Origin of the sequence: Terasakiispira papahanaumokuakeensis, from assembly GCF_001709345.1 — a bacterium.
In the GTDB taxonomy this organism is placed as follows: Bacteria; Pseudomonadota; Gammaproteobacteria; order Pseudomonadales; family Halomonadaceae; genus Terasakiispira; species Terasakiispira papahanaumokuakeensis.
In genome coordinates this window covers 3,205,558-3,217,933 of record NZ_MDTQ01000001.1, presented here as the reverse complement: position 1 = coordinate 3,217,933, position 12,376 = coordinate 3,205,558, and the positions used below count along the sequence as shown (strand labels likewise).

11 protein-coding genes and 1 rRNA gene are annotated in these 12,376 nt (G+C 53.6%); 5 read left to right on the top strand and 7 right to left on the bottom strand.

Annotated features, from left to right (window positions below):
• The first annotated feature begins 68 nt into the window (after positions 1–68).
• Positions 69–184, top strand: a 5S ribosomal RNA gene (gene rrf / locus BFW38_RS14010).
• Between the two features lie 814 nt (positions 185–998).
• Here rrf and trkA read toward each other — a convergent pair.
• From trkA to def, 4 genes are all read right to left on the bottom strand, one after another.
• A complete protein-coding gene (trkA, locus tag BFW38_RS14000; RefSeq protein WP_068999463.1) occupies positions 999–2,375 on the bottom strand; it encodes a Trk system potassium transporter TrkA in 1,377 nt (458 codons plus the stop codon).
• An 83-nt stretch (positions 2,376–2,458) separates the two neighbouring features.
• Positions 2,459–3,763, bottom strand: coding sequence for a 16S rRNA (cytosine(967)-C(5))-methyltransferase RsmB (rsmB, locus tag BFW38_RS13995; protein ID WP_218186428.1), 1,305 nt, complete (start codon positions 3,761–3,763; stop codon positions 2,459–2,461).
• Positions 3,760–4,752 (bottom strand): methionyl-tRNA formyltransferase, encoded by a 993-nt coding sequence (gene fmt / locus BFW38_RS13990; RefSeq protein ID WP_068999462.1) that lies wholly within the window; start codon positions 4,750–4,752, stop codon positions 3,760–3,762. Before fmt ends, rsmB begins: the two co-directional genes overlap by 4 nt.
• A 172-nt stretch (positions 4,753–4,924) precedes the next feature.
• On the bottom strand, positions 4,925–5,437 hold the full coding sequence (gene def / locus BFW38_RS13985) for a peptide deformylase (RefSeq protein ID WP_068999461.1): 513 nt from the start codon (positions 5,435–5,437) through the stop codon (positions 4,925–4,927).
• Positions 5,438–5,690: 253 nt separating this feature from the next.
• On the opposite strand from def, the gene dprA reads away from it, so the two are divergent.
• From dprA to BFW38_RS13965, 4 genes are all read left to right on the top strand, one after another.
• Entirely contained in the window at positions 5,691–6,866 is a 1,176-nt protein-coding gene (dprA, locus tag BFW38_RS13980) for a DNA-processing protein DprA (protein ID WP_068999460.1), read from the top strand.
• A gap of 165 nt (positions 6,867–7,031) precedes the next feature.
• Entirely contained in the window at positions 7,032–7,679 is a 648-nt protein-coding gene (gene tsaC, locus BFW38_RS13975; RefSeq protein WP_342668853.1) for an L-threonylcarbamoyladenylate synthase type 1 TsaC, read from the top strand.
• A 53-nt stretch (positions 7,680–7,732) separates the two neighbouring features.
• Entirely contained in the window at positions 7,733–8,677 is a 945-nt protein-coding gene (gene hemF, locus BFW38_RS13970) for an oxygen-dependent coproporphyrinogen oxidase (RefSeq protein WP_068999458.1), read from the top strand.
• Between the two features lie 24 nt (positions 8,678–8,701).
• On the top strand, positions 8,702–9,811 hold the full coding sequence (locus BFW38_RS13965) for an NAD(P)/FAD-dependent oxidoreductase (protein WP_068999457.1): 1,110 nt from the start codon (positions 8,702–8,704) through the stop codon (positions 9,809–9,811).
• A 51-nt stretch (positions 9,812–9,862) separates the two neighbouring features.
• Here BFW38_RS13965 and BFW38_RS13960 read toward each other — a convergent pair whose 3' ends face one another.
• From BFW38_RS13960 to BFW38_RS13950, 3 genes are all read right to left on the bottom strand, one after another.
• Positions 9,863–11,086: a beta-ketoacyl-ACP synthase gene (locus tag BFW38_RS13960; protein ID WP_068999456.1), complete on the bottom strand. Its 1,224-nt coding sequence runs from the start codon at positions 11,084–11,086 to the stop codon at positions 9,863–9,865.
• 85 nt (positions 11,087–11,171) lie between these two features.
• Positions 11,172–11,906 carry a 3-ketoacyl-ACP reductase FabG2 gene (locus tag BFW38_RS13955; RefSeq protein ID WP_068999455.1) on the bottom strand — a complete coding sequence of 245 codons (735 nt, stop codon included), beginning with the start codon at positions 11,904–11,906 and terminating at the stop codon, positions 11,172–11,174.
• Positions 11,903–12,373, bottom strand: coding sequence for a hotdog family protein (locus BFW38_RS13950; RefSeq protein WP_068999454.1), 471 nt, complete (start codon positions 12,371–12,373; stop codon positions 11,903–11,905). Before BFW38_RS13950 ends, BFW38_RS13955 begins: the two co-directional genes overlap by 4 nt.
• Positions 12,374–12,376: the final 3 nt, after the last annotated feature.

Below are 12,376 nucleotides of genomic sequence, written 5' to 3'. Positions count from 1 at the left end.
TTCGACGATACGGCTTGAAGACTTGCCCCTTTTCGGGATGCTGCAATAGCATCATCCCAACAGTTTTGCCTGACGACAATAGCGAGTGGGCACCACCTGATCCCATGCCGAACTCAGAAGTGAAACCACTTAGCGCCGATGATAGTGTGGGGTCTCCCCATGTGAAAGTAGGTCATCGTCAGGCATCTATTCCAACGCCCTGCTCAATGAGCAGGGCGTTTTTCGTTGTGGGTACAAATCAAAATCCATTCGATAAAAACACGCAAACGCCATTCAAAATGGCTTGTCGCTATGCCTTCAATGTCGATAATTGTTCTATAGAATATATATCTTAACCGTATGATTGAGATACAATTAAAACTTTATATTATCAATGACATGGAGGTTCTGATTTGAAAAATTCATTGTATGTAGTGTTTTTTGCTTGTTCGCTACTATTTTCCGGTTGTATGGCTGCGAGCCCATGGCGTCAGATGCCTGACCACGAAGCTAGTGCATGGCAAGGAATTGGATTAAACCCGCTCGAGGCTTCAGAGTTTCGACGCAATGGATTTACTCCATATGATGCGAAACCTTGGGTTCAGTATGGTTTCAGGTCAGCTCATATGGTGATTGAGTGGCATCAAGCGAGGTTTACCCCTTTAGAGGCTTCTAAATGGAAAGGAAAAGGGTTTACTTTAAATGAAGCTGTTGAGTATAGGTCGAAGGGTCTTACGGTTAAATAATAGAGTGTTAGTTGTTCGACACTTTGATTTTAGCTCTTAGACATAAGCTGATTATATTGATCGCTGGAAGTTTCGTAAGCTGATTATATTGATCGCTGGAAGTTTCGAGTGAGTCATCACTTATTGTGCTTTGTGAGGCTTACTCCCCTCTGCAGTCAGTAGATAAAACTATTCACGTTGAGCACACGCGCTACGCTGCTGCGTTTCATACTCTTACAATTTCTAATTTCTGCCCCATGGGATGTGAATGCCATGGGGTAGATATAGGTGATATTAGATGAAGGTGATGCCGACGGCGAAGAGTTGTTCTACTTCGCGGATTTTGCGTTTGTCGACGAGGAAGAGAATGAGGTGGTCGCCGGATTCAACGACGATGTCATCGTGGGCGATAAGGACTTCGCTGCCACGCACCAGTGCGCCGATGGTGACGCCGTCCGGAAGGTCGATGTCTTCAAGAGCGCGCCCAACCAGGCGTGAGCTTTTCTCATCCCCTACAGCAACCGCTTCGATCGCTTCAGCAGCCCCTCGGCGTAGTGAGTGGACGTTTTTCACTTGGCCACGCCGGATATGTGTGAGCAAGCTGCCAATGGTGGCCATTTGTGGGGAAAACGCGATGTCGATTTCGCCACCTTGTACGAGGTCAACATAGGCCGCGTTATTAATCAACGTCATGACTTTACGTACCCCCATGCGTCGCGCCAGCATGGAGGACATGATATTCACTTCGTCATCGTTGGTGACGGCGATGAAGATGTCAGAATCTTCAATATTTTCTTCTTGAAGCAGGGTCTTGTCAGTTGCGGTGCCATTGAGCACAACGGTACGGTCTAGGCGTTCTGAGAGCTCGTTACAGCGGCGTAGATTAAACTCGATCAGTTTAACTTGGTATTCATGCTCAAGAGATTCCGCCAGCCGTTCACCAATATTCCCCCCGCCTGCGATCACAATACGTCGGTAGGTTTGGTCGACTTTGCGTAGTTCGCTCATGACGGCGCGAATATCTTTTCTGGCCGCAATAAAGAAAATTTCGTCGTCTGCTTCGATAATGGTGTCGCCCCGGGGAATAATCGCGTGATCGCGCCGGTAGATGGCGGCGACGCGTGTATCCACATTGGGCGTGTGCTGACGTAAAGTGGCCAGCTCTTGCCCAACCAAGGGCCCACCATAATAGGCTTTTACTGCGACGAGCTGGGCAAGGCCTCCTGCAAAATCGAGTACCTGTAGCGCGCCAGGGTATTCGATCAGGCGGCGGATGTGATTCGTCACGACCTGTTCTGGGCTGATCAAGACATCAATGTCGAAACCTCGTTCGGTATTGAAAAGCCCTTTCCGAGTGAGATAAGCCGCCGAACGAACCCGAGCAATTTTACTAGGCGTACTGAAGAACGCATGGGCGACCTGACAGGCCACCATGTTGACTTCATCTGAATTGGTGACGGCAATCAGCATGTCGGCATCTTCGCCACCCGCCTGTCGTAATACCGCCGGGTAAGAGGCTTTACCCACGATGGTGCGGATGTCGAGTTTGTTTTGCAGCTCGCGCAGGCGCTTGATATCCGTATCTACGACGGTGATATCGTTTTCTTCGTGGGTCAGGTGTTCTGCCAGTGTCCCACCGACCTGCCCCGCACCCAGAATGATGATCTTCATGACGCTACTGACTCCCGGACCAGATCAGGCAGGCATCAAGTGCCTGCCTCTTCTTTAAATGTTGGTTCAGTACTTTTAAGTATTTATTGTGAGGCACTTTTTTGGAGTACCGCATAGAAAAAACCATCATGCCCTTCGGCTTGCGGCAGTAACTGGCGACCAGCCCCACTGGGTTGTCCCCAGTTAACATCCAGAGGCAGCGCTTGTGCCTCCGGATGTTGATGGAGAAAGTCTTCGACGACCGTCTTATTTTCCTGTGGGAGTACGGAACAGGTGGCATAGATCAGCTTGCCGCCTGGAGCCAAAGTCTCCCATAGCGCGTTCAGTAAATGTCGCTGAGTGTGTGCCAGGGTATCGATGTCATTCGGACGACGTAAGGCTTTGATGTCGGGATGACGGCGGATCACGCCTGTCGCAGAACAGGGAGCATCGAGCAGGATACGATCAAATGGCTGTTGATCCCACCATTGTTCGAGCTGGCCCGCATCAGCACATTGAATCTTCGCACTCAGGTCAAGGCGTGTGAGGTTTTCGTGCACTCGTGTCAGACGCCTATCATCACTGTCCAGTGCTGTGAGCTCGACGTTAGCCGTTTCGGCGATATGGGCTGTCTTGCCCCCGGGGGCACAGCATGCATCAAGCACGCGCTGCCCCTCTTGTAGGTCAAGCAGTTCTGCGCTGAGCTGAGCCGCCTCGTCTTGTACGCTGAACCAACCTTCATCAAAGCCCGGAAGATTACGAACATTGACGGCCATGGTGAGATAAATGCCTTGAGCTGAGAAAGGCGCGGGGTAGGCTTCCAGGCCTGTCTCGTCAAGCGCCGCCAAGTAATCTTCACGACTGATTTTGCGCTGATTCACGCGCAGGGTCAGCGGAGGCTGTTGATTATTGGCTTCACAGATATCGCGCCATTGTTGAGGCCAAGCTTTTTTCAGCGGTTTCAATAGCCAAGCCGGGTGTGCCAATGCCGCTACTTCTTTATGTTGTACGGCTTCTATCAAAGACGCCTGTTCACGCTGAAAGCGTCGCAGGCAAGCATTAATGAGCTTGACTGCCCAAGGCTTACGCAGAGCTTTGGCGGCTTCGACGGTTTCTGAAATGGCGGCGTGGGCAGGTACCCGACCTTCTTGGAGTTGATAGAGGCCAACCAGTAGTAGTGCTTCTACATCAACATCGCGCATTTTGAGCCCCTGCTGGAGCAGCTGAGAGGCCCACCAGCGTAGGCGGGGAAGCCAGCGGCAGGTGCCATAAGCTAATGCCTGAACCAATGCCGCATCTTCCGGCGCGCACCCTTGTTGTTGAGGGGGGAGGCTGCGTGCGAGTGAACCATTCTGTCGTAGTACAGGGCGCAATGCCGCCGCCGCACGTCCGCGGGGATTCAAATTCATGGGTAAGTCTCATCAGGCGCTGAAGGAAGGGCAAAACGGGTTTCGCCGGGAATAAACCGGTCCGGATGCCCATTGAGCAGCGCCGTGACGGGCATTTGTTTCGCATTCGGTAATTGCAGTTGGGTCAGTTTCAGGCAACCACTCCCACAGGCGACGATCAAGCCTTCTTTTTCGACATCTAGTAGAAGGCCGGGCTCCGCGTTGTGCTCGATATCCAAAGGTTGTGCTGCCCAAACTCGAATGACATCGTCGCCCTGCTGGGTCCAAGCCACTGGCCACGGTTGATAACCCCGAACGGTACGATCAAGCACCGTTGCCGCTTGACGCCAGTCAAGTTGGGCTTCGGCCTTGCTGAGCTTGGCAGCATAAGTCGCTTGATCAGCCGGTTGCGGTGTTGCGTCTAGGGTGCCGTGAAGCAGCTGGGGGAGTAGTTGTTGCAGTGCTTCACCGCCTTGTGCTGCCAGCTTGTCATGCAAGGTGGCCGAGGTATCGGTTGCCATGATGGGGCAGTGGGTTTTCAACAGCATGTCGCCGGTATCTAACCCCGCATCCATCTGCATCAAGGTGACCCCTGTTTCCGTATCGCCTTCGATGAGGGCCCGCTGAATAGGAGCTGCGCCTCGCCACCGTGGGAGCAAGGAGGCGTGGACGTTAATGCAGCCTAAGCGGGGTATTTCGAGTATCGCTTTGGGCAGTATCAGGCCATAAGCCACAACGATCATGAGATCGGGTTTGAGCGCTGCCAGTTCCGCCTGAGCCTCGGGTGTTTTCAGCGAGACAGGTTGATAGACGGGCAGATGATGTGTCTCCGCTAGGGCCTTGACCGGGCTAGGCTTAAGCTTGCGGCCCCGGCCGGCTGGTCGGTCTGGCTGGGTGTACACCGCCACGATCTCGATATCAGGCGATGCCTGTGAGGTCTCGGTGGAAGGTAATAAGGCGGCCAGACTAGTGGCTGCAAAATCCGGGGTTCCGGCAAACACGATGCGCATGCAATGGCCTTGATTAGTCGCGGTATTCAGAGCGTGGACACCCACTGTTTGGGGTGTCTTTCTTGGACATCTTGATTCATTCTGGACGTTGGTTGTGGGCATCCTGCCCTTGTCGCCAAGTTATCTTTCAATATGCTGATGCGTTTGCATTAGCAGTAGGGCTTCTGAGCCATCAAGCTTGAAGTTTATGGCGTTTCTCCATTTTTTTGCGGACCCGATCTTGTTTCAGTTTCGAGAGATAGTCGACAAAGACGATGCCTTTAAGGTGATCACATTCGTGCTGAACACAGTGGGCTAATAAGTCAGTGCATTCCATTTCGAATGGCTTGCCATGACGATCCAAGGCTTTGAGGCGGATTGTGACCGCACGCTCGACTTCAGCGTAATACTCCGGTACAGAGAGGCACCCTTCCTGCATCATACACCGCTGCTCATCGACCGGCTCATAGCTCGGGTTGATCAGTACGAGCGGCTGATCACGTGTTTCCGAAACATCAATGACGATCAGTTGTTTGTGGAAGTCGACCTGCGTCGCCGCTAAGCCAATGCCGGGGGCATCGTACATGGTCTCGAACATGTCATCGATTTGTTGCTGCAGCGCAGGAGTGAAATCGGCCTCGGTCATCGGGGCAGCTTGGGTCCGCAGGCGCGGGTCTGGGTATTCCAGAATATTCAGAATGGCCATGGCATTCTCATTTATTCAATCGGTGGATCAGGCGCGATATCAATTTAAGCGCCTAGGCATCAGCTCTGGGTGGGCCATCGGGATAGGATGACGTTCTTCAGGGCCGTTCTTAGCCCTTATTCTAGATGAAGGGGCCTATCAAGGTGAACCGCTATATGATGTGATCTGTTTAATCTCAGGCATAATTGATGTTGGTTTTGCTGGACTGATGGATCAGTCCATCGAAGACCCTCTCACTTCAAGGAGGAATGTGATGCCATTACCGAGTGATGTCGCGATGTTGGCTGATGCCATCGCGCTATGGCGTTTACCTGGGTTCTCTGGACGTCGGTTTCAACAACTGCTTGAGCTGGAGGCCGATGCAACGCCTCGTCAGCGGCTGGCGATTTTAGCCCAAGGGGCGGCGGGTGTTCCCTTTAAAACCCAGCAGGCAGCCCGTACTTGGTTGGCCATGCCTGAGCGTTCGCCCTTGTGGCCTCTTGTCGAAACACACTTACATTGGGCCGAAGGGCCTCTGCATTGGCTGCTGCCTTTTCACCAACTGCCCCAAACCTTGCAACACATTCCTGATCCTCCTCGTTTACTCTGTTTGGTCGGGCGTTGCGAAGCGATTGAAGGACCTAGTATTGCCCTGGTCGGCACTCGCCAACCCACGCATGCTGGGCGTCAATTAGCTCACCAGTTTGGCGCCGAGTTAGGGGCTGCAGGGTTTAGTATTATCAGTGGGTTAGCGTTAGGCGTTGATGCTGCAGCCCATCGCGGTGCTTTGGATGCCAAGGCGGCCACTGTGGGTGTTTTGGCGTCAGGGGTGGATCGCTGCTATCCCCGTAGTCATCGGGCGCTGGCCGATCAAATTGTCGATACGGGGGGCGCTCTGCTATCTGAGGCGCCGCTCGGAGCCCCTCCCCGACGTGAGATGTTTCCTGTTCGCAATCGTATTGTGACTGGTTTGGCGCTTGGCGTTGTCGTGATTGAGGCTGCCGAACGCAGCGGCTCGTTAGTCAGTGCTCGCTTAGCGGCAGAGCAAGGGCGTGAAGTGTATGCATTGCCGGGTCCTGTTTTACAGGGCCAAAGTGCGGGCTGTCATCAGTTGATTCGTCAGGGGGCACAGTTGGTCACAGCGCCTGATCAGGTCGTGGCTGATTTAGCCGATTGGCATCAACCCCATTTAAGCCCACCGGTGGCGGTCGATGTCGATAAGCGCTCATTTCATACGACACCAACCGCGATGCTGCGCCCTGAGGTCACGATGCCGGCCTTGCCGGAACCTTTGCTACAGGTATGGTCGTGTTTGTCCGGTACGCCTATTCCAGCGGATTTATTACAAAGCCAGCTGTCGCTGGGCATGGCGGATCTGCAAGCACGGCTGATGCAACTTGAACTCGAAGGCTTGATCACGGCGCAACCCGGCGGATGGGTGCGCAGTTGATGCACCGCTATACCAACCTCTCGATAAGAATGCGATAAACTTGCTCTGCGGCACCGGCTTGGGTAACGTGCCGCTTCAATAATATTAGTCATAAGGCCGGTCAAGCCTTACGGAGTTCTTATCGTGACATCGTCACCGTCAAGCTCTTCATTGAGTGATTCTTCATTGAGCAATTCTTCATCGAGCGGCTCTGCTCCCGATTTGTCATCTATTTTTTCTTCATCATCGATGATGGCGGCCGCACCCGAGGTACCGGTTTGGTCGGCAATATCGGCTGCGGCCTCGTGTCTGCGTCAGGGTGGGGTGTTGGCATATCCCACTGAAGCAGTGTGGGGCGTAGGCTGTGATCCCTTTAACCCGATTGCGGTCGCACGGCTCTTACGGATCAAGCAACGTGATCCCGCAAAGGGCGTTATTTTAATTGCCGGTCATCAGCGACAATTGAAGCCCTGGCTTGCGCCTCTAGAGGACGAGCAGCGCGCATTGCTCGATGACAGTTGGCCGGGCCCTCATACCTGGCTTGTCCCTGATCCCGAACGACAAGCTCCGACTTGGATTCGTGGTCAGCATGGTAGTGTGGCGCTGAGGGTGACTGACCACCCTTTGGTTGTGGCCTTATGTGAGGCCTTTGGTGGACCGATTGTTTCGACGTCGGCTAATTTGGCAGGGCAACCTTCGGCGATGAACTTACGTGAAGCCCAAAGAGCATTGGGCGATCGGCCGGATGGTTTTCTTGACGGTCCGACTGGGGGACGCACCCAGCCGAGCCAGATTCGAGATTTGATGAGCGGCGATACAGTTCGAGCGGGTTAATCATAGCGCCCATCACTGTTTAGTTTCTTTTTATATTGAATCAGGAGTCGAGTATGACGCAGATAGACAATACCGCTGATGATCCTGCCATTGATTTTGCTGCGGTGAAGACATATCTGCTGGCGCTACAAGATCAGATCTGTGATCAATTGGCTGCAGAGGATGGGCAGTCGTTTGTTGAAGATACTTGGGTTCGCGAGGCTGGTGGAGGGGGGCGCACTCGAGTGCTGGAAAACGGCGGAGTGATTGAAAAGGGAGGCGTCAATTTTTCTCATGTTCAGGGCGATCGGCTCCCGCCTTCGGCGACTGCCGCACGTCCCGAGTTGGCAGGGCGCTCTTTTCAAGCCGCTGGCGTTTCTTTGGTTATTCACCCTCGTAATCCGCATATCCCGACCAGTCATGCCAATGTCAGAATCTTTATGGCAGAAAAGCCAGGGGAAGCCCCCGTATGGTGGTTTGGGGGTGGTTTTGATTTGACGCCTTACTATCCGGTTGATGAGGATATTTTGCACTGGCACCAGGTGGCGCAGAACGCTTGTGCCCCTTTTGGAGATGAGGTCTATCACCGCTATAAGACATGGTGTGATGAGTATTTTTATCTCAAACACCGGGATGAAGCACGCGGGGTGGGCGGACTCTTTTTTGATGATCTCAATGAAGGCGGATTCGACACCTGCTTTGCCTTCATGCGTTCAGTCGGTGATCACTTTCTGGAAGCCTACCTGCCAATCGTTAGGCGTCGACGAGCCCTTCCTTATACCCCTGAACAGCGCGCCTTCCAGGCCTTTCGTCGTGGGCGCTATGTTGAGTTTAATTTGGTTTGGGATCGGGGCACACTCTTTGGATTGCAGTCAGGAGGCCGGACTGAATCAATTTTGATGTCGCTGCCGCCGGAGGTCCGTTGGGGTTATAACTGGCAGCCAGAGGCTGGTTCTGATGAGGCGCGTCTGGCGGATTATTTAAAACCTCGGGATTGGTTAACTGAACTGGCCCTTTGATAATTTCTGGTTAGGAATAGGGTGATGGAACAGCTGGATACTTTGGTCGTCGGTGCGGGGGTTGTCGGGCTTGCAGTGGGACGCGCTTTGGCGCAGTCGGGCCGAGAGGTGATGATTCTGGAACGCCACGAGCGTTTTGGGGAAGAAACCAGTGCCCGTAATTCTGAAGTGATTCATGCCGGGATTTATTACCCGACCGGGAGCCTCAAGGCCCGTCTTTGTGTCGAAGGCCAACGGCAGTTATATGCCTATGCTCAGCAGCGTGGGGTGCCTTTTCGACGTTGCGGTAAATTGATTGTGGCTTCCCAATCCCAAACAGAAGGTTTAAGGCAATTACAAGCGCAAGCCGAGGCCAATGGTGCAACGCCGTTACAATGGCGTGATCGCGCCGATCTGTCGCAGCTGGAACCTGCCCTTCGGGCGGATCAAGCGCTTTTCTCTCCGGCCACCGGCATTATTGATAGCCATGCACTCATGACGGCGCTTGCCGGTGATGCTGAACATGCCGGTGCGATGTTGGTCACAGCTCAGTCAGTGATCCCCCGGGCGCTGGAATCTTCAGGTGTGGTTGTCGAAGTAGAAGGTGAGCGTTTTCGAGTCAGACAACTGGTCAATGCGGCAGGCTTAAATGCCGTTAACTGGGCGCGTGCGCTGCATGGTGATGATACGGCTTGGTTACCTCGTGCACATTTTGCTCGAGGCCATTATTTTTCGCTCAGTGGTCGGACACCGTTTCGCCATTTGATTTACCCCTTGCCTGAGCCCGGCGGGCTAGGTGTCCACCTTACTTTGGATCTACACGCTCGGGCTCGCTTCGGGCCGGATGTGCAGTGGCTCACTGAGGCTGACCCAGATCAGTATCCTTTGACAGTTGACCCGGCTAGAGTCAACGCTTTTGTGGATGGTATTCGCCAGTGGTGGCCTGAGGTGCCGACAGCACAACTTCAGCCCGACTATGCCGGTATTCGTCCCAAACTGGTGGGGCCAGGTGAGCCCAATGCCGATTTCCTGATCGCCGATGCGGCCGTGCATGGTGTGCCTGGGCTGGTTCACTTGTTAGGTATTGAGTCGCCTGGATTGACCAGCTGCTTGACCTTGGCTGATGAAGTGGTGGCCCGATTAACTCTTGACTAATACTCGATTAAACGCCGCTTAAGCGGCGTTTAATCGAGCCTTACGATGTCGTCAGACCCGGCGCAAAATCAGCGACGTGTTAATGCCGCCAAAAGCAAAATTGTTGGTCATGACATATTCAGTATCGATGTGACGTCCATCGCCGACAATATAGTCCAGTTCGGCACATTGAGGATCTAAATCGCTGAGGTTGATATTGGGTGCAAACCAGCCTAGGTGCATCATTTCGACTGAGAACCAGGCTTCTAGCGCGCCGCAGGCGCCCAGTGTATGGCCGAGATACCCCTTTTGGGTGCTGATGGGTGTCTGCCCGCCGAATACGGCACGTGTGGCATGGGATTCTGCAATATCACCGCGTTCAGTGGCGGTTCCATGGGCATTGATGTAACCAATTGCCTCCGGGGCTAATCCTGCTTGATCCAAGGCGAGGGTCATGGCCTTTTGCATTGTCTGGGCATTCGGTTGAGTGACATGCAGGCCGTCAGAGTTAGTCCCAAATCCCACGATTTCCGCTAGGATCTTGGCTCCTCGTGCCTGGGCATGTTCCAGTGATTCCAGCACTAGTGCACCGGCACCTTCTCCAATCACAAGCCCATCACGCTGGGCATCAAAGGGGCGAGGGGTCATTTCGGGCGTATCGTTTTGTGTGCTGGTCGCAAAAAGGGTATCGAAGACAGCGGCCTCAGTCGCACAAAGCTCTTCAGCACCGCCTGCGATCATCATTTGTTGATAGCCATGGCGAATCGCTTCGTAAGCATAGCCAATCCCCTGGCTGCCTGATGTGCAAGCACTGGAGGTGGTATGAACACGCCCTTTTAAACCAAAGAAAACCCCGATATTCACGGCGGTCGTGTGCGCCATCATTTGGATATAAGTGGTTGCAGTGACCCCCTGCATGGTGCCGTCATTGAGCATATTGCCGAAGACGCGAACAGGTTCTGTACTGCCTGTTGATGAACCGAAGGCCACGCCCATGCGCCCATCTTGAATGCTGGGGTCATCCCGTAATCCGGCTTGCTCTAGTGCCATTTCGGCGGCACGTGTGGCCATCAGTGAGACGCGACCCATGCCGCGAACTTTCTTTCGAGGGTAAGGGGGGGCTTTGAAATCACTGACAGGGCCCCCCAGCCGGGTGCCGAGGTTTTCATATCGGGCCCACTCGTCCATGACTTGTATTTTGTTTTGTCGTGCACGAAGCCCTTGTTCGATCTTAGACCATTGATCGCCCAGTGCTGAGATACCGCCCATCCCAGTAATTACCACCCGATGTACCATGATTTGTCTCCGTGACTACACACTCAGTTGAGGTGCTCGTATTGGTTCGTTCTGTCTCGATGGGTCTTGTCGACACGAGCCCGTATTACAACAACCCCCCATTAACGGCAAAGACCTGCCGAGTAATGTAGGTGGCTTCATCCGACATTAGAAAGCCCACCATGGCGGCGACTTCCTCGGGTTGCCCTAGGCGGCGCATGGGAATTTGCTTGACGATCTCATCGGTTGGCAACGTCTCTAGCATTTCTGTCTCGATTAGGCCTGGGGCCACGCAGTTGACGGTGATCCGTCGTTTGGCCAGTTCCAGTGCTAGGGATTTGGTCGCGCCGATGATGCCTGCTTTGGCGGCGCTGTAGTTCACTTGGCCGCGATTGCCTGCTTGTCCAGAGAGCGACGATAAGGTGACGATACGGCCTCCTTTGCGGGCTTGCACCATTGGCATGACGCAGGGCTTGAGCACATTATAAAAGCCGTCAAGGTTGGTGTGGATGACCTGATCCCATTCTTCATCCAGCAAAGCAGGAAAGGCGTTATCCCGTGCAATTCCGGCATTCAATACAATGCCGTAGAAAGGGCCATATTGTTCGATGTGCTGGCTTAAGGCAGTATGGGCCGCCTCACGATCACTGACATCAAAAGCCAATCGCTGCGCTTGGCCGCCTTCGGCTTCTATCTGCTGCTGGACGGCTTTGGCTGCCTCATGGTTACCTCGATAGTGCAAGGTGATGGGGTGCCCCTTACGGGCGAGATATAGTGCAATGGCTCGGCCGATACCACGGCTGGCGCCGGTGACTAAAAGCGCTTGATGTTCAGTGCTCATGCCGCTCCCTCTTGAAAAAAAGCGTCGATATCGTGTGGCTGGTACACATTCAATTGAGCTTCTGCCAAACATTGCTGATGACGCCCGGTGACCTGACAAGCAAAAACGGCCAGTCCCGATTCATCTTCTTGCCAAACCCGCTCAGCGGTGATTTGTAATACTTCACCACATGAAAATAGTGCTGTATGTAGCTGGCAGCGTCGAGTGCCCAGCAGAAAGCCCAGTTTAACTTTATCTGCTCGCGCTTTAGCTTCCAGCCCAGCAATAACGCCGATAGTCTGTGCCATATACTCAAGCGCAACATAATTAGGCACGCCTTGTTGTTGCGGGTCGTACAGGTAGCTATCCGGTTGGATTGTCAGCTCACACTGCACTTTATTCGCTGTGTAATGGCATAAGCGATCAAGTAAGACCATCGGGGCTGCGTGGGGCAGTAAGTCAGTAATAGGGGGATCAAGTTTCTGCATAAT